Raw genomic sequence first — 16,629 nt, 5'->3', positions numbered from 1 at the left:
ACAGTTTAGAAACTGTGATATCAAGGCCGTCGGCATTGCAGTCAGTTTGGTGCCGGCGTGCGCGCAGCCACCGGAGCGTACACGCAGTACGTAAGGATGGCGAGCACACCCCGGCACAAAAATGGCCAATAAGCCAGGCCGATTTAGTCTTAGCGGCCAGGGAACCCCGGCGGCATCATCCCCTTCATACTTCTCATCATCTTCGCCATACCGCCCTTCTTCATTTTCTTCATCATGCGCTGCATGTCGTCGAACTGTTTCAGAAGGCGGTTAACATCCTGCACCTGCATCCCGCAGCCTGCAGCAATACGGCGCTTACGAGAGCCTTTGATGATTTCAGGATTCGCACGCTCTTTAAAGGTCATTGAGTTGATGATCGCTTCCATACGCACCAGGACTTTGTCATCCATCTGCGCTTTCACGTTGTCCGGAATCTGCCCCATGCCCGGCAACTTGCCCATCAGGCTCGCCATACCGCCCATGTTTTTCATCTGACGCAGCTGTTCCAGGAAGTCGGTCAGATCGAAACCGTCACCTTTTTTCAGTTTGGACGCCAGTTTCTCAGCCTGAGCGCGGTCGACCTTGCTTTCGATATCTTCAATCAGCGACAGGACGTCACCCATGCCAAGGATACGCGAAGCAATACGGTCCGGATGGAACGGCTCCAGTGCTTCGGTCTTCTCGCCGACACCGAGGAACTTAATCGGTTTGCCAGTGATATTGCGAATGGAGAGCGCCGCACCGCCACGGGCGTCACCGTCCACTTTGGTCAATACAACACCCGTCAGCGGTAGCGCTTCGTTAAACGCTTTCGCGGTATTCGCCGCATCCTGACCGGTCATCGCATCAACAACAAACAGGGTTTCTACCGGGTTAATCGCGGCATGAACCTGTTTGATTTCATCCATCATCGCTTCGTCAACGTGCAGACGACCGGCGGTATCCACCAGCAGCACGTCGTAGAACTTAAGCTTCGCTTCTTTCAGCGCCGCATTAACGATATCCACCGGCTTTTGCGCGACATCAGAGGGGAAGAAGTCGACTTCCACCTGTTGCGCAAGGGTTTCCAGTTGTTTGATCGCCGCCGGGCGATAAACGTCCGCGGAAACTACCATTACCTTCTTCTTGTGTTTTTCACGCAAGAACTTACCCAGTTTACCTACGCTGGTAGTTTTACCAGCCCCCTGCAAACCCGCCATCAATACAACGGCTGGCGGCTGAGCGGCCAGGTTAAGGCTCTGGTTCTCTTCGCCCATCGCCGCAACCAGTTCGTTGCGCACGATTTTGACGAACTCCTGACCCGGGGTCAGGCTCTTATTCACTTCATGACCAACCGCTTTTTCTTTTACGCGGTTGATGAAATCACGCACGACCGGCAAGGCGACGTCCGCTTCCAGCAGCGCCATACGCACTTCGCGTAGCGTGTCTTTAATGTTGTCTTCAGTGAGGCGTCCACGACCACTGATATTGCGCAGGGTGCGCGACAAACGATCGGTTAAATTATCAAACATTGTCTCTCGCCTGAGGTAAAACGATGGGCCGCCAGGGCGACGCATAACAGAAATTTGCGTCAGTATAACATGAAGACATTCGTGATGTATGTGATGCAACGGTTGGAGCCAGAGTCACGTAACGTTATACTGCTTCTCTTTCTTCTCAGGTCAACTGTCGACGTCACTATGCCCGTGTTCGCCTTAATTTCTCTTGCCGCTTATTCCATCAGCCTCGCACTGATCGTTCCCGGTTTGCTGCAGAAAAACAGCGGCTGGCGCCGCATGGCGATTTTATCAGCGGTTGTCGCGCTGATGTTTCACGGCTTCGCGCTTAAAGAGCGGATTTTCCCGGACGATGGTGGGCAAAACCTAAGCTTATTAAACGTCGGTTCGCTGGTCAGTTTGATGATCTGTACGGTCATGACCATTGTGGCGTCGAAAAATCGTGGCTGGCTGCTGTTGCCCATTGTTTATACCTTTGCGCTGATCAACCTCGCCTTCGCTATTTTTGTGCCGAACGAGTACATCACGCATCTCGAAACCACGCCTGGTATGATGGTTCATATTGGGCTTTCACTCTTCTCCTATGCCACGCTGATTATCGCGGCGATGTATGCGCTGCAACTGGCGTGGATTGACTACCAACTGAAGAATAAACGACTGGCATTCAGCAGTGAAATGCCGCCGTTAATGAGTATTGAGCGCAAAATGTTTCATATCACGCAGATTGGCGTGGTTCTGCTGACTTTAACGCTCTGTACAGGTCTCTTCTTCCTCAAGAACCTGTTCAGCATGGAGAATATCGACAAAGCTGTCCTGTCGATCATCGCCTGGTTCGTCTATATCGTCTTGCTGTGGGGCCATTACCATAAAGGATGGCGCGGGCGCCGTGTCGTGTGGTTTAACGTCGCAGGCGCGGGCATTTTAACGCTGGCCTATTTTGGTAGCCGCGTTCTGCAGCATTTCCTAAGTTAATAAGGAGTTCCCCCTGGAACACATTTCCACCACGACGCTGATCGTCACCCTGATCATCATGGTGGTGATTTCGGCGTACTTCTCCGGTTCTGAAACCGGTATGATGACCGTTAACCGTTATCGCCTGCGTCATCTGGCAAAGCAGGGCCATCGAAGCGCTAAGCGCGTCGAAAAACTGCTGCGTAAACCTGACCGACTCATCAGCCTGGTATTGATTGGCAATAACCTCGTCAACATCCTCGCCTCTGCGCTGGGGACTATTGTTGGTATGCGTTTATACGGTAACGCTGGCGTGGCAATTGCAACCGGTGTGCTGACCTTTGTCGTGCTGGTATTTGCCGAAGTCCTGCCAAAAACCATCGCCGCTCTTTATCCCGAAAAAGTCGCTTTTCCCAGTAGCGTTCTGTTAGTACCGCTGCAAATCATTATGATGCCGTTGGTCTGGCTGCTTAATGGTGTGACGCGGATTCTGATGAGGATGGTGGGAATCAAAGCTGATGTCGTTATCAGCGGGGCCCTCAGTAAGGAGGAGTTGCGTACCATCGTGAACGAATCCCGCTCCCAGATCTCCCGACGCAACCAGGACATGCTGTTGTCGATACTGGATCTGGAAAAAGTAAGCGTCAATGACATCATGGTGCCGCGTAGCGAAATTGTCGGTATCGATATCAACGACGACTGGAAGTCGATCGTGCGCCAGCTTACCCATTCGCCGCATGGTCGCATCGTGCTCTATCGTGATTCTCTTGACGATACCATCAGCATGCTTCGCGTGCGCGAAGCCTACCGCCTGATGACAGAGAAAAAAGAGTTCACCAAAGAGGTCATGCTGCGCGCCGCTGATGAGATTTATTATGTGCCGGAAGGTACGCCGCTCAGCATTCAACTGGTGAAATTCCAACGCAATAAAAAGAAAGTCGGCCTGGTTGTGGACGAATACGGCGATATTCAGGGGCTGATTACGGTTGAAGATATTCTTGAAGAGATTGTTGGGGACTTTACGACATCGATGTCGCCGTCACTGGCTGAAGAAGTAACACCGCAGAATGACGGGTCTGTGATCATTGATGGCAGCGCCAACGTACGTGAGTTGAATAAAGCATTTAACTGGCAGTTACCGGAAGCAGAGGCCCGGACAATTAACGGAATGTTACTTGAAGCCCTGGAAGAGATCCCGGCCGCTGGCACCCGTGTGCGCATTGAACATTATGATATCGATATTCTCGATGTGCAGGACAATATGATTAAGCAGGTGCGGGTTATTCCGGTCAAATCCCTTCGCGACAGCGTGGCGGAATAATGCTTATAACCCTCTCCCGGCAGGGAGAGGGTTAACATGAGGGGAAAATTAACCCTTCGCTTTTGCCACCGTCACCATCGCGGCACGAATCGTACGGCCATTGAGGGTAAAGCCTTTTTGCATTACGCCCAGCACGTTGCCCGGCGCCACCTCTTCTGACTCCACCATCGCGATAGCCTGATGCACATTCGGATCCAGCGGAACGTTGGTATCGGCCACGACTTCCACGCCGAATTTTTTCACCACATCCAGCATAGATTTCAGCGTCAGTTCAATACCTTCGACCATGGAGGACATGTCGGCATTGTTCTTGTCCGCAACTTCCAGTGCGCGATCCAGGCTATCAATTACCGGCAGCAGTTCGTTGATAAATTTTTCCAGCGCAAATTTATGCGCCTTCTCAACGTCCAGCTCGGTACGACGACGCAGGTTTTCCATTTCTGCTTTCACACGCAGAATACCGTCACGCTCACGGTTCTGCGCTTCAATCAGTTGCGCTTCGAGGTTGGCAATCTTCTCATCGCGCGGATCCACCTGCTCAGCAGAAGCGTCTGGTTCAACCGCCTCAATATCTTCGTGCTGATCCATGATAATTTCTTCCGGGGCTTGCCCGTCAGGCGTTTTCTGTTCTTTACTACTCATGAATTTCTCCGCGTTTTTTCGCATTCATCTCGCTAACTTCGCTTATTATGGGGATCAGTTTCCGGGTTTCAAGGGAACGCGACAGATTGTCATCATTCATTTGGCACAAGGACCACCAGAAAATGGCTCATCATTTCAAGTGTATTGGTATTGTCGGTCATCCACGTCACCCCACCGCGCTGACCACACATGAAATGCTCTATCGCTGGCTGTGTACAAAAGGGTATGACGTCATTGTCGAGCAGCAGATTGCACAAGAGTTACAGCTTAAAAACGTGCGTACCGGTACGCTGGCCGAAATTGGTCAGCAGGCGGATCTCGCGGTTGTCGTCGGCGGTGACGGTAATATGCTTGGCGCCGCACGCACGCTGGCGCGCTACGATATTAAAGTCATTGGCATCAACCGTGGCAATCTGGGCTTTCTGACAGACCTTGACCCCGACAACGCCCAGCAGCAGTTGGCTGACGTTCTGGAAGGTTATTATATTGCGGAAAAGCGTTTTTTGCTGGAAGTACAAGTCTGCCAGCAGGACTGCCAGAAGCGCATCAGCACTGCCATCAATGAAGTCGTTCTCCATCCGGGCAAAGTTGCCCATATGATTGAGTTCGAAGTTTATATTGATGAGGTATTTGCCTTCTCCCAACGTTCAGACGGCCTGATCATCTCCACGCCGACAGGTTCCACGGCCTACTCGCTTTCAGCGGGCGGCCCAATCCTGACCCCTTCACTGGATGCCATCACTCTGGTGCCCATGTTTCCGCATACGCTCTCAGCACGCCCGCTGGTCATTAACAGCAGCAGCACCATTCGCCTGCGTTTCTCACACCGTCGCAGCGATCTGGAAGTAAGTTGCGACAGCCAAATCGCGTTGCCTATCCAGGAAGGCGAAGATGTATTGATTCGACGCTGCGACTACCATCTCAATCTGATACACCCTAAAGACTACAGTTATTTCAATACATTAAGCTCGAAACTCGGCTGGTCAAAAAAATTGTTCTGAAAACGTGCCCCAGGGCTTTACTGTATATAAAACCAGTTTATACTGTATTTAAACACAGTTATGGTTATTCATACAGGAAAGCAACCATGTTGGCACAACTGACTATCAGCAACTTTGCGATTGTTCGTGAACTCGAGATCGACTTCCATAGCGGAATGACGGCTATCACGGGTGAGACCGGCGCAGGTAAATCCATCGCTATTGATGCGCTGGGGCTTTGCCTGGGTGGTCGTGCCGATGCCGACATGGTGCGAGCGGGTGCTGCACGCGCTGACCTGTGCGCGCGTTTCGCCCTGAAAGATACGCCTGCGGCACAGCGCTGGCTGGAAGAAAACCAGCTTGAAGACGGGCGTGAGTGTTTACTTCGTCGCGTTATCAGCAGTGACGGGCGCTCTCGTGGTTTTATCAACGGCACGGCAGTTCCCCTTTCGCAATTGCGCGAGTTGGGGCAGTTGCTGATTCAAATCCACGGCCAACACGCGCACCAGTTGCTCGTAAAATCTGAGCATCAGAAAGCGTTGCTGGATGGCTACGCAGGTGAGTATGCACTTACTCAACAGATGGCAGAACATTACCGTCAGTGGCATACAAGCTGCCGCGAGCTGGCGCAGCATCAGCAGCAAAGTCAGGAGCGTACCGCGCGTGCCGAACTGCTGCATTATCAATTGAAAGAGCTGAACGAATTCAACCCGCAGCCGGGTGAATTTGAACAGATCGATGAAGAGTACAAACGCCTCGCCAACAGCGGTCAGTTACTTAGCACCAGTCAGCATGCGCTGAATTTGCTGGCCGACGGCGAAGATGCCAATCTGCAAAGCCAGCTCTATACCGCACGCCAAATGGTTACCGAACTGGCAGGTATGGATGCCAGCCTGTCCGGCGTTCTCACGATGCTTGAAGAAGCGGCAATTCAGGTCAGCGAGGCCAGCGATGAACTGCGTCATTACTGTGACCGTCTGGACCTCGACCCGAACCGCTTGTATGAGCTTGAGCAGCGTATTTCAAAACAGATTTCGCTGGCACGCAAACACCATGTCAGTCCGGAAGCACTGCCGCAATTTCATCAGGCATTGCTGGAAGAACAGCAACAGCTTGATGACCAGGCTGACTCCCAGGAAACCCTGAAGCTTGCGGTGGCGAAGCACCACCAACTGGCACTGGACGCAGCCCGTCAGCTTCATACGCAGCGGGTACACTACGCGCAAGAGCTGGGACAATTAATTACAGACAGCATGCATATGCTCTCGATGCCCCATGGGGTATTTGATATCGACGTCAGCTTTGATGAGCACACGCTCACGGCAGATGGCGCAGACCGTATTGAGTTCCGCGTTACAACAAACCCCGGCCAGCCCTTACAGGCTATTTCTAAAGTCGCTTCCGGCGGTGAGTTATCACGTATCGCATTAGCCATTCAGGTCATCACCGCCCGGAAGATGGAAACCCCGGCGCTGATTTTCGACGAAGTGGATGTAGGGATCAGTGGTCCAACGGCAGCGGTCGTTGGCAAACTTCTCCGCCAGTTAGGCGAATCTACCCAAGTGATGTGCGTAACTCACCTGCCTCAGGTTGCGGGCTGTGGGCACCATCACTTCTTTGTTAGCAAAGAGACCGATGGCGCAATGACCGAAACACATATGCTGCCTTTAGATAAACGCGCACGTTTACAGGAACTGGCACGGCTGTTAGGCGGTAGTGAAGTCACCCGAAATACACTGGCAAATGCGAAAGAGCTACTCGCTGCGTAAACTTTTTGCCATTAGTAAGGTCTCAGTACACGATAAATTCGCCGTCAGACCAGGTAGCAAAGGTTTTAAACTGGCTAAAGGTCTATTATTATCGGCACATTACAAATGAGCCACGTACTGTTCGGGCCCGAAAAGGAATCAAATCACTATGCGCTGTAAAATGCTGACTGCTGCCGCAGCGGTTCTTCTGATGTTGACCGCAGGCTGTTCCACTCTGGAGCGAGTGGTTTACCGTCCTGATATCAATCAGGGGAACTACCTGACTCCGAATGACGTTTCTAAAATCCGCGTAGGGATGACGCAACAGCAGGTTGCATACGCATTGGGTACGCCGATGATGACCGATCCGTTCGGAAGCAGTACCTGGTTCTACGTATTCCGTCAGCAGCCAGGGCACGAAGGTGTGACCCAGCAGACGCTGACTCTTACCTTTAACAGCAGCGGCGTATTAACCAACATTGATAACAAACCCGCACTGACAAAAGAGTAATCGCAGGATTAGAAATGGCGCCCAATGGCGCCATTTTTCATTTCAGGGGAAGAGAAGATGGCCGTGCCAGAAAGCAAAACTGCCTTACTGGAAGCAATGGAAAAGTCGGCAAGCGCCCTGCGCAAAAAACTCATCCGCATTCCGGCGGACATCGCTTATCAGCAATGCCTGGAAGGGCACGTGGCCGGTAGCCGCATGAGCGTTGCTAATCTTGTCAGCTATCTGATTGGCTGGGGAGAGCAAGTTCTTTACTGGCACCAACAGGAAGCCGCAGGCGAAGAAGTAGACTTCCCGGCAAAAGGCTTTAAATGGAATGAACTGGGGAAGCTTGCACAAAAATACTACGCTGATTACCAGCATATTACGTCATGGCCAACGCTGCTTGCCATGCTGGAAGAGAATCAACAGCAACTGATATCACTGGTGAATGGCTTTAGTGACGATGAGTTGTACCATCAACTCTGGTACGGAAAATGGACGCGAGGACGTATGATTCAATTCAACAGCGCCTCACCGTATAAGAATGCCAGCGCCAGGCTGAACAGCCTGTTAAAAACGCTCGCCGAAGCCTGAACAGATCTATTTCTTCGCCGCTCTCTCCGCGCGCTGCCTGCGCAATTCTTTCGGATCAGCAATCAGCGGGCGATAAATTTCGATACGGTCACCATCAGCAACAACATCTTGCAGTTTTGCCGGGCGACTATAAATGCCCACTTTGTTGCGGCTGAGATCGATATCTGTACGTAACTCAAGCAGGCCAGAGGCAACAATCGCCTGTTCGATGGTTGCCCCTTCTTCCAGGCTTACCCGCTGCAGGTACTGCTTTTCCGGCAACGCATACGCCACTTCCACCGCAATCTTACCCGGCACTGTAGACCTCTTTCGCACGTACGGTAAAGGCATCTACCATATTGGCGGCCAGCTCTTTGAAAATACGACCAAACGCCAGTTCAATCAGCTTATTGGTAAATTCAAAATCAAGGTTAAACTCGATGCGGCAGGCATCCGCTGATAGCGGCGTAAACTTCCAGCCCCCCATCAACCTCTTGAATGGACCATCGACAAGGTGCATCAAAATGGTTTGGTTTGCCGTTAAGGTATTTCGCGTTGTGAAAGTCTTGCTGATTCCCGCTTTCGAGACATCCACTGCCGCCGTCATCTGCGTAGGGCCGGACTCCAGCACGCGGCTACCCGTGCACCCCGGCAGAAACTGCGGGTAAGATTTCACATCGTTAACCAATTCATACATTTGTTCCGCGCTGTAAGGCACCAGTGCAGAGCGACTAATCTGAGGCATAACATTTCCTGCGATCGCACAATCATCAAATAATAACATTTCCCATACATGAAAGGAAAACGCTACGCCGGAACTCGTGCTAAGATAACGCGTTGAACCTCACAGGATGCAATGAGGTCTTTTTGGATATCAGATTACCAATGGCTTCACGACACTTATGACGAAGAAAAAAGTACACAAACCCGGTTCCGCCACTATCGCGATGAATAAGCGCGCCCGCCATGAATATTTTATCGAAGAAGAGTTTGAGGCGGGTCTGTCTCTGCAGGGCTGGGAAGTCAAATCCCTGCGAGCGGGCAAAGCCAACATCGGCGACAGTTATGTGATTCTGAAAGATGGCGAAGCATACCTGTTCGGTGCCAACTTCACCCCGCTGGCGGTGGCTTCGAGCCACTATGTTTGCGATCCAACCCGTACGCGTAAGTTGCTGCTCAACCAACGTGAACTGGATAGCCTCTATGGTCGCGTAAACCGCGAAGGTTATACCGTTGTCGCGCTTTCGCTGTACTGGAAAAATGCCTGGTGCAAAGTCAAAATCGGCGTTGCGAAAGGTAAGAAACAGCACGATAAACGTTCCGATCTTAAAGAGCGTGAATGGCAACTGGATAAAGCCCGCATTATGAAAAACGCAGGCCGCTAATAACGCCCACCGGATGCTTCCGCAGCGGGAGTGTCCGGGCAACACATCTTTCCCGCAGCGCATTTCTCACTTTGGGTGTTGAGAAATGTTTGAACATCAAGATTCCTCGTATGTCATGCCCTTCTCTTCCCATATCGTTTCTCTGAATTTTCTCTCTGAACTTAATCATCTTTATTCGTAACGATATCAGTGGTTATTGTTCATATTCTCGCCAGACAGCTCTGGCAAAAGCATTACAGCGATATGGACTGGTGTGCTGCGTCATAAATCTGTTATACTTAGCGCAACACTTTTGGGGCTGATTCTGGATTCGACGGGATTTGCGAAACCCAAGGTGCATGCCGAGGGGCGGTTTGCCTCGTAAAAAGCCGCAAAAAATAGTCGCAAACGACGAAAACTACGCTTTAGCAGCTTAATAACCTGCTCTGAGCCCTCTCTCCCTAGCTTCCGCTCTTAAGACGGGGATCAAAGAGAGGTCAAACCCAAAAGAGATCGCGTGGAGGCCCTGCCTGGGGTTGAAGCGTTAAAACTAATCAGGCTAGTCTGGTAGTGGCGTGTCTGTCCGCAGGTGCCAGGCGAATGTAAAGACTGACTAAGCATGTAGTACCGAGGATGTAGGAATTTCGGACGCGGGTTCAACTCCCGCCAGCTCCACCAATTGATGATCCGGATATGTCCGGTGAAGTACTGAAAGCCCGCACAGCACAAGCTCTGCGGGCTTTTTTGTGTCTGTCGTTGTCCGAGAACATCCGGCTAAATCCAGTGTTTATTGGTATACGTTTTGGTATACGGTAGGATGTATACCTAAAAGCGTATACCAATTCATGAAGGAGCGGCCACAGTGGCACGGACAACTCGCCCCCTAACCAACACCGAAGTTCTGCGCGCGAAAGCGGTAGAGAAGGATCTAACGCTGCACGATGGTGATGGGCTTTTCCTGATAGTGAAAACCAGCGGGAAAAAGCTCTGGCGTTTCCGTTATCAACGTCCGGCGACAAAACAGCGGACAATGATGGGGCTTGGTGCTTTCCCCGCCCTTTCACTTGCTGATGCCCGAGGGTTAAGAGCGGATTACCTTGCCTTGTTAGCCAACGGAATTGACCCACAAATTCAGGCCGAAGTTGCAGAGGAACAGCAGCAAATCGCTCTGGACAGTATTTTTTCAACGGTCGCCGCTAACTGGTTCCAGCTCAAAAGCAAAAGCGTTACCCCTGATTACGCAAAAGACATTTGGCGTTCACTGGAGAAAGATGTATTCCCTGCCATCGGTGAGATCCCTGTTCAGCAAATCAAAGCCCGGACACTGGTTGAAGCTCTTGAGCCAATCAAAGCTCGTGGGGCGCTTGAGACTGTACGTCGACTGGTGCAACGCATTAATGAGATAATGATTTATGCGGTTAACACCGGCTTGATTGATGCCAACCCAGCGTCAGGTATTGGTATGGCATTTGAGAAACCCAAAAAACAAACCATGCCGACACTTCGGCCAGAAGAATTGCCTAATCTGATGCGTTCTCTCATCATGTCAAATCTATCTGTTCCGACTCGGTGTCTAATTGAATGGCAACTCCTGACGCTTGTGCGCCCTTCCGAGGCGTCAGGTGCTAGATGGGCAGAGATCGATCTCAATGCCAAACTCTGGACAATTCCAGCGGAACGAATGAAAGCTAAGCGTGAACATATAGTGCCTCTATCTGCACAGGCGTTAGAGATTCTAGAAGTGATGAAACCAATCAGTGCTCATCGCGAGTATGTTTTTCCAAGCAGGAATGACCCAAAAAAATCAATGAACAGCCAAACGGCAAACGCTGCCTTAAAACGCATTGGCTATGGAGGTAAGCTTGTTGCCCATGGTCTACGTTCTATAGCGAGTACAGCTCTTAATGAAAATGGTTTTAACCCAGATGTAATTGAAGCAGCATTAGCACATTCAGATAAAAATGAAGTAAGACGTGCATATAATCGTTCTACCTATTTAGAACAACGCCATGAGTTAATGAATTGGTGGGGCTGTAAAGTTTGCCCTACCAATTCATTGTAAAATAAAATAGATCATACTTTACCGGGGTATGTTTTAAACATACTCCTTAATACGTCAAAAGTTTGTTCACCTATGTTTGAAAACTCTTTAATCATTTCCATTAAGGCATCTCGGTTAATCAAGAAAATATAAAAACCTAGTTCTTTTGATATTTCTTTCACTCTATCAAGATACTTTTCCTCCACAGGATTTTCGCAGAATATCAAACCTATCTTCGAATTACATTCTTCGATTTTTCTAAGGGTAATAGCAATGTGTTCCTTGTTCAATTTCTGCTGAGGGTCAATGACATTTACAACTATCAACTCTGAAATAATGTTGTAAACTGAAAAATCAAAAAAGAAACCTTTCTTAGCCTCATTAGTTAATGAAAAGAGACAGCACTGATCATCCTCACTTATCAATTTAGGGTAAAACAAGCTAGGATAGAAGATTGAAACCAATATTTTCTTGTATGCTTTAGCGTAATTACTAAAGTCGTTATTTCTAATTGCTAAATCAATATTTTCAAGTAAATCTTTTATGGGGAGAATTACCGGATCTTCATCCTTATCAAAATCACTATGCGCTAGAGGATTCGGAGGATTGATCTCCAGATCTTTTTTATATTCTTTCAAGGTGTTAGGATATTTTACTAGCTGAGATTCGATAAATTCCTTAGTCTGACCATACTCATCAATAATACTTGTCGTGGTAACAATCCGCTCTCCTTTAAGCACTTTCACTAATGCTGAACCAGAGCTTATCAATTCCTTTTTCATTTCTGGAATAATATGCCTGCGATATAAATCTCGATGTGAATAAGTTATCTCTTCACGTGCAAGTATCTTAGGAATAAGAATAATCTCCTCGCCTTCAAAAACAGGGAGATGAAAACGCTTTTTATGCCATTTACTACTAACCTTATCCCACGTTTTGACTTCTGAAACCTCTTTAGTCTCAATACCGTAAAATATACAAATATCCTTTGTATATTCTATAAAAAAACCTTTAAGAATATTACAAACGGAATCCGATATTCGGTCAGAACCAATACCCGGAATAGTCAGAGCAGTATCTTCTAGATCAGTTAATATTCCTGATTTTGCAGCTTTACTACCCTTTAGAGAATCCAAAATGTCCTCAGCAGTTTTTTCACCAAGAGCAGTCCCAGATGATTCTTTTGTTGAATATCCTAAATGAAAGGCATTAGATTCTCTTAGTGATGACAATAAATAAACAGCTTTTTTAAAATTATTATTTTTTATAGACGCCATTATTTCTGTAAAATAGTCTTGTAACGCGTAAACTAAATCCTGACCCCATTGGGATTTTAAAACCTTTATAGACGTTGGATCTAAAAAAAACCTTAAGTCAGTATGTAGAGGAATATCCAAAAAATCTAACGCTACTTGTCTACCTTCAACTCCAAAAGCCTCTGAAAATCTCATGTAACACTCCCTTACAATAATCATAGAAATAAGAACATTCTTATTTCTATAGCAAAGGTGAGGTGATCACAAGATCTTATGAATTGCGCAACAATAATTATCCCTATTTTTTGAAGTTGAAAAACATTTCCCGTCGTGCACAGGGCTTTACCCGCATCGCCTGCACGCCTCGTGCGTGAATTTTTATGCAGTTACTTTGCGAGGCTCAGGCTGCCACAGGATCGAATAATACCTCAGAAAAATAGCAAGCGATGAACGCCAAAGTAGCTGATTTTCAACGCCTCTGGGTAATTTTTTCTTACCTCCCAACAGACACCCTCAGAAGCCCGTCACGCCCTAGAACATCGCCGCCTCACCCATTAATACTCCCGAGAACACGCACAGCACAGCGACGAGCTCAGGCCGCGAAATTAAACAGAATTAAATAAATACTTTACCGCTGGCGCGCAGTGCTTTCCCCGCCTCGCCTGCCCGCTTAACGGGGCAGTTTTAATGCAGGCGCATGAACCGACTCAGGCCGCGCCGGGACTGGTGCGGGAAGGGGTTAAAAAGATGAATAAACAAATGCAAAACCATGCAACCTGTGGATGCATGGCGTAATTTCAGGAAAAATAGCGGGATTTTCGGTGATTTTCAGGCGGAGTGCTGCGCGGCCATGTCTGCACACCGGCGCGCATAAATCTGGTTCTGTGCAGGCGTATATTTTTCCTGATTATCTGCCCGCGAAGCCGCATCAGGCCTGTGTCCGGCGGCAATTAAAATGTCATTATCCTGCGCACAGTAATTTATTTCCTGACCGGTATTCAGCCACGCGGCCAGCGCATCACGAATATACGTGGTTGCGCGGTCGAGGGCGCGACGTTTAATAAAGTCCGGCTGGCCGTTGAGCGCTTTTAATTCCGGGGCCAGTACGGCGGCCAGTGTGGCCCCGTGTTCCTGCATAAATCCCTCAAGGCCGTTCTGCATGCTGACGTGCTGTAAGGTTTCATGCGAGCGGATATAGCGACCAGCCGCCCGGTTAATCTGCCATTTCTTTACCTCAATGCGCCCGCGCAGTGCCGCCACCCTGACCGGGCAGTTTTCACTGTCCCCGGAAAGGTGGTAGTTCAGTGCCTGCTCTGCCTTTTCCCGTTCCGTTTTCAGGTTAAGCCAGGCGGTTTTATCGGCCTGACAGATGTCAAAGGCCTGCTGTGGTGTGAGTATGGTCAACGGTGTTCTCTCCCGTGGTCTTTAACAGTGTATGAGAGGGTGTATTTACGGTGCCGGTGGACTGTCCGGCTCCGGGGACGGCACAAGCACCCCGGCACGTATCACCCCGTCAACCGATTCGGTGGTACGGAACGTGGCCGAGCATTCAATATTCCGGCACTGGTGATAGCGGCGCTTGATGTTTTCCGACAGGTAGCTGCTTGTGCGCGAATGGGCGGCGTGTTTGCAGAACGGGCAGTGAAACATGATTTATACCCCCGTCCCGTTAGCGGCTTTTTTTGCGGCCAGTGCCTGAGCGAGTTGCGTACGTCTGGCCGGGCTGTTATAGAGCTTCATATCCAACCCCGTCAGTGCCGGGCGGTTCAGACCGGTGACGGACAATACCGGCTCCTGTGCCATATCAAACTCGTGAACAGCCTTCATTGTCCCCAGGCTGTCCGCAAGTTCACGGGCCGCAGTGGCATATGCTGATTCACTGCCGCTTAACTCCAGCGAACGGATGCGCAGCACAAAAGCGCGTATCAGTGCCGGGTCAATGTCGGTCAGGGCACAGGCCCATTCACCGTCGGCATACGTGGTGAATGCCGTTCTGTGTACTGACGTGCTGACCTGCATGCGCCGAGCATCGCACTGTCTTTATCGTCTTCCAGTTCGGCAATCAGAGCGGTGAACTCTTCCGCCAGTTCGCGGTTCGCAACGCGCTGTGAGTGTTCGGCTTTCATTTCCGGGGTGAGGTTACCGCGCAGGCTGCGGAACCGGCTACGCCAGCTCTGCTCTGCTTCCGCGCTTTCATCCAGCGCGGCCTGCCGTTCCTGTTCACTGCGGCAAATGGCCGCTTCGGTGTCATACAGTTTTTTCATGCTGGCCGTGTGGGCGTCACGGGCCTGTGTGAACGCCTCCAGGGCAACGGCCACGCGCTGTTCATTCTCCTTCCTCTGCTTCTCTGCTGTCGCTTTCATGGCGGCGGCAATCATGTCTGCGGGCTTCATCATAATAGGTTATGACAAAAACGCAGAGCATATAACAAGTGAACCATTCGCCATTAATCTAAACGTTCTCGGAGGTGCCCGCTTAAAAATAGCATCTAACCAAACCAATGAAGTATACAAAGCCTATTTCAACGAATTAATTAAACTCGGCAAGGAAGACATTACTCTTATTATGGATTATTATCATGAGCAAAGCATTTTAATGGAAGGTATAAAAAACGACGCAACAAAACATGAATAAAAATATTGTTCTTGATGTTGCGAGATTTTCATTAGAACAGCTTTTTCTTAATGAAATCAATTTATCGAGCATAATCCCTAAACGGTACAAACATTTGTTAGCACAGCATCCTAAAAAACCGGAAATGACGGATGATAATCATTGAATACTCAATTCATCGTGGGGAGCGGCAAAAATGCCGCCCCTATTTATATAGAAAAATCAGAGAGATACTAAGGATTAGCATACTCTAAAATTTCTTCCCCCATGAGAGTACAGTCATTGAGGAAGATGAATCTCATCCGATACTTACCTTTGTAGATATAACCCCAGGCCTGCAATACATCAAAATATTGAGATTTATTTTCCGGATTTTGCATCTTCGCTAATGCAGTTACGTCTTTATCAACCTCAGCCCTATCATCGCTGTCCCGATAAAAAGCCAGAAGTTTATTTGCTTCTGTTATTGCCTGAGCTTTACAAGTTAACTCAGAAGTTTTCACAGCAGCCAAAGACGAAAAAGTCATAGAAAAAAATAACACTGTTAGAATACCAGTTGATACTTTCATATTATTCCAAACTCCCTCTTTGCTCTTATCAACGCCCCTTTCCTTTCTTCGAGACCATTGTAGCCACCGTTCACGAGAAGGGTTACTTTATTTACGTCATCCCTGTCTGCTGCTGCATTAACATGCCTAAGATCCCAATAATAACAAGCTGCCTTAACGGCAACATAGGGGTTCCTTGCAACTATAGTGGGATCGGTTACGTAATCTTTCTCAAACTGGCTTCCGAAATTCGTATAGTTTTCTCTGCCTGTCAGATGTAATAACCCACGACCTATAAATTTTGGACCATCACCCACTTCTGTATTACCTAAATTACGTCCTATCCGTGTTCCTGCATCATATTCTCTGCCACCATCTCTTGGTACCTCAGTTAATCTAGAAAAGTTTGCAGTTTCGACACAAGCTTGCGCTATAAAATGAGCAGCTCTTAGTTCTGTATTTATTCCATAAACGGTAAACCATTGGTTCAAATGTGGTGCTATGGCATGGACATTGTAATGCTGTGAATTTAGCAGGCTTTCTATATGCCGGTAATGCCTGGCTATATTCCAAAGCATATCTGCTGTAATATCAACCATTTGCCTT

Annotated in this window: 18 protein-coding genes, 1 other RNA gene and 1 pseudogene; 10 read left to right on the top strand and 10 right to left on the bottom strand. The window is 48.9% G+C overall.

Annotated features, from left to right (window positions below; all coding sequences use genetic code 11):
* Positions 1-149: 149 nt before the first annotated feature.
* Positions 150-1,511 carry a signal recognition particle protein gene (ffh, locus tag C5523_RS06260; protein WP_039077561.1) on the bottom strand — a complete coding sequence of 454 codons (1,362 nt, stop codon included), beginning with the start codon at positions 1,509-1,511 and terminating at the stop codon, positions 150-152.
* Positions 1,512-1,679: 168 nt separating this feature from the next.
* On the opposite strand from ffh, the gene C5523_RS06255 reads away from it, so the two are divergent.
* A complete protein-coding gene (locus tag C5523_RS06255) occupies positions 1,680-2,468 on the top strand; it encodes an inner membrane protein YpjD (protein ID WP_039077562.1) in 789 nt (262 codons plus the stop codon).
* Positions 2,469-2,481: 13 nt separating this feature from the next.
* Complete coding sequence (locus tag C5523_RS06250; RefSeq protein ID WP_039077563.1) at positions 2,482-3,768, top strand: HlyC/CorC family transporter; 1,287 nt, start codon at positions 2,482-2,484, stop codon at positions 3,766-3,768.
* A 48-nt stretch (positions 3,769-3,816) separates the two neighbouring features.
* Here C5523_RS06250 and grpE read toward each other — a convergent pair whose 3' ends face one another.
* A complete protein-coding gene (gene grpE / locus C5523_RS06245; protein ID WP_039077564.1) occupies positions 3,817-4,410 on the bottom strand; it encodes a nucleotide exchange factor GrpE in 594 nt (197 codons plus the stop codon).
* Between the two features lie 122 nt (positions 4,411-4,532).
* On the opposite strand from grpE, the gene nadK reads away from it, so the two are divergent.
* The 4 genes from nadK to C5523_RS06225 all read left to right on the top strand — a co-directional run bounded on the left by nadK (position 4,533) and on the right by C5523_RS06225 (position 8,222).
* Entirely contained in the window at positions 4,533-5,411 is an 879-nt protein-coding gene (gene nadK / locus C5523_RS06240; protein ID WP_039077565.1) for an NAD(+) kinase, read from the top strand.
* A gap of 86 nt (positions 5,412-5,497) precedes the next feature.
* Positions 5,498-7,159 (top strand): DNA repair protein RecN, encoded by a 1,662-nt coding sequence (gene recN, locus C5523_RS06235; RefSeq protein WP_039077566.1) that lies wholly within the window; start codon positions 5,498-5,500, stop codon positions 7,157-7,159.
* 148 nt (positions 7,160-7,307) lie between these two features.
* Positions 7,308-7,649: an outer membrane protein assembly factor BamE gene (gene bamE / locus C5523_RS06230; protein ID WP_039077567.1), complete on the top strand. Its 342-nt coding sequence runs from the start codon at positions 7,308-7,310 to the stop codon at positions 7,647-7,649.
* A 57-nt stretch (positions 7,650-7,706) separates the two neighbouring features.
* On the top strand, positions 7,707-8,222 hold the full coding sequence (locus C5523_RS06225) for a ClbS/DfsB family four-helix bundle protein (protein WP_108702292.1): 516 nt from the start codon (positions 7,707-7,709) through the stop codon (positions 8,220-8,222).
* A gap of 6 nt (positions 8,223-8,228) precedes the next feature.
* On the opposite strand, the gene C5523_RS06220 is transcribed toward C5523_RS06225, so the two are convergent.
* The gene (locus tag C5523_RS06220) at positions 8,229-8,519 is read right to left on the bottom strand and encodes an RnfH family protein (protein ID WP_039077568.1); all 291 of its coding nucleotides are present in this window, start codon (positions 8,517-8,519) and stop codon (positions 8,229-8,231) included.
* Positions 8,509-8,946 (bottom strand): type II toxin-antitoxin system RatA family toxin, encoded by a 438-nt coding sequence (locus C5523_RS06215; protein WP_197718602.1) that lies wholly within the window; start codon positions 8,944-8,946, stop codon positions 8,509-8,511. The genes C5523_RS06220 and C5523_RS06215 overlap by 11 nt, the downstream gene beginning before the upstream one ends.
* 157 nt (positions 8,947-9,103) lie before the next feature.
* Between C5523_RS06215 and smpB the strand changes: the two genes are divergently transcribed.
* The 3 genes from smpB to C5523_RS06200 all read left to right on the top strand — a co-directional run bounded on the left by smpB (position 9,104) and on the right by C5523_RS06200 (position 11,627).
* Entirely contained in the window at positions 9,104-9,586 is a 483-nt protein-coding gene (smpB, locus tag C5523_RS06210) for an SsrA-binding protein SmpB (protein ID WP_039077570.1), read from the top strand.
* A gap of 294 nt (positions 9,587-9,880) precedes the next feature.
* Positions 9,881-10,243, top strand: a transfer-messenger RNA (tmRNA) gene (gene ssrA / locus C5523_RS06205).
* A gap of 184 nt (positions 10,244-10,427) precedes the next feature.
* Positions 10,428-11,627, top strand: coding sequence for an integrase domain-containing protein (locus C5523_RS06200; protein WP_108700768.1), 1,200 nt, complete (start codon positions 10,428-10,430; stop codon positions 11,625-11,627).
* An 11-nt stretch (positions 11,628-11,638) separates the two neighbouring features.
* Here C5523_RS06200 and C5523_RS06195 read toward each other — a convergent pair whose 3' ends face one another.
* The 4 genes and pseudogenes from C5523_RS06195 to C5523_RS06180 form a co-directional block, all read right to left on the bottom strand.
* A complete protein-coding gene (locus C5523_RS06195) occupies positions 11,639-13,057 on the bottom strand; it encodes a hypothetical protein (protein WP_108700767.1) in 1,419 nt (472 codons plus the stop codon).
* Positions 13,058-13,690: 633 nt separating this feature from the next.
* Entirely contained in the window at positions 13,691-14,266 is a 576-nt protein-coding gene (locus C5523_RS06190; RefSeq protein WP_108700766.1) for a phage polarity suppression protein, read from the bottom strand.
* 45 nt (positions 14,267-14,311) lie between these two features.
* Complete coding sequence (locus C5523_RS06185) at positions 14,312-14,512, bottom strand: ogr/Delta-like zinc finger family protein (protein WP_108700765.1); 201 nt, start codon at positions 14,510-14,512, stop codon at positions 14,312-14,314.
* Between the two features lie 3 nt (positions 14,513-14,515).
* Positions 14,516-15,255: pseudogene (locus tag C5523_RS06180) on the bottom strand (capsid protein).
* Between C5523_RS06180 and C5523_RS27230 the strand changes: the two are divergent.
* Positions 15,239-15,496 (top strand): hypothetical protein, encoded by a 258-nt coding sequence (locus tag C5523_RS27230; protein ID WP_155525389.1) that lies wholly within the window; start codon positions 15,239-15,241, stop codon positions 15,494-15,496. The pseudogene C5523_RS06180 and the gene C5523_RS27230 sit on opposite strands and share 17 nt — an antisense overlap.
* A 212-nt stretch (positions 15,497-15,708) precedes the next feature.
* Here the strand turns inward: C5523_RS27230 and C5523_RS06175 are convergent, their stop codons facing one another.
* A complete protein-coding gene (locus tag C5523_RS06175; RefSeq protein ID WP_108700764.1) occupies positions 15,709-16,044 on the bottom strand; it encodes a hypothetical protein in 336 nt (111 codons plus the stop codon).
* Positions 16,041-16,622 (bottom strand): glycoside hydrolase family 19 protein, encoded by a 582-nt coding sequence (locus tag C5523_RS06170; protein WP_108700763.1) that lies wholly within the window; start codon positions 16,620-16,622, stop codon positions 16,041-16,043. The genes C5523_RS06175 and C5523_RS06170 overlap by 4 nt, the downstream gene beginning before the upstream one ends.
* Positions 16,623-16,629 lie beyond the last annotated feature (7 nt).

Source organism: Phytobacter sp. SCO41, from assembly GCF_003073275.1.
Taxonomy (GTDB): Bacteria; Pseudomonadota; Gammaproteobacteria; order Enterobacterales; family Enterobacteriaceae; genus Phytobacter; species Phytobacter diazotrophicus.
Note: the sequence above shows the minus strand (reverse complement) of the source record. Positions and strands in the feature narration are given on the sequence as shown.

Excerpts from the sequence above, each read along its gene's own strand:
- smpB (WP_039077570.1), top strand. The coding sequence starts at position 9,104 with ATGACGAAGAAAAAAGTACACAAACCCGGTTCCGCCACTATCGCGATG.
- C5523_RS06185 (WP_108700765.1), bottom strand. The coding sequence starts at position 14,512 with ATGTTTCACTGCCCGTTCTGCAAACACGCCGCCCATTCGCGCACAAGC.
- C5523_RS06195 (WP_108700767.1), bottom strand. The coding sequence starts at position 13,057 with ATGAGATTTTCAGAGGCTTTTGGAGTTGAAGGTAGACAAGTAGCGTTA.
- ffh (WP_039077561.1), bottom strand. The coding sequence starts at position 1,511 with ATGTTTGATAATTTAACCGATCGTTTGTCGCGCACCCTGCGCAATATC.
- recN (WP_039077566.1), top strand. The coding sequence starts at position 5,498 with ATGTTGGCACAACTGACTATCAGCAACTTTGCGATTGTTCGTGAACTC.
- C5523_RS06225 (WP_108702292.1), top strand. The coding sequence starts at position 7,707 with ATGGCCGTGCCAGAAAGCAAAACTGCCTTACTGGAAGCAATGGAAAAG.
- bamE (WP_039077567.1), top strand. The coding sequence starts at position 7,308 with ATGCGCTGTAAAATGCTGACTGCTGCCGCAGCGGTTCTTCTGATGTTG.
- nadK (WP_039077565.1), top strand. The coding sequence starts at position 4,533 with ATGGCTCATCATTTCAAGTGTATTGGTATTGTCGGTCATCCACGTCAC.
- C5523_RS27230 (WP_155525389.1), top strand. The coding sequence starts at position 15,239 with ATGTCTGCGGGCTTCATCATAATAGGTTATGACAAAAACGCAGAGCAT.
- C5523_RS06175 (WP_108700764.1), bottom strand. The coding sequence starts at position 16,044 with ATGAAAGTATCAACTGGTATTCTAACAGTGTTATTTTTTTCTATGACT.
- C5523_RS06170 (WP_108700763.1), bottom strand. The coding sequence starts at position 16,622 with ATGGTTGATATTACAGCAGATATGCTTTGGAATATAGCCAGGCATTAC.
- C5523_RS06215 (WP_197718602.1), bottom strand. The coding sequence starts at position 8,946 with ATGCCTCAGATTAGTCGCTCTGCACTGGTGCCTTACAGCGCGGAACAA.
- grpE (WP_039077564.1), bottom strand. The coding sequence starts at position 4,410 with ATGAGTAGTAAAGAACAGAAAACGCCTGACGGGCAAGCCCCGGAAGAA.
- C5523_RS06255 (WP_039077562.1), top strand. The coding sequence starts at position 1,680 with ATGCCCGTGTTCGCCTTAATTTCTCTTGCCGCTTATTCCATCAGCCTC.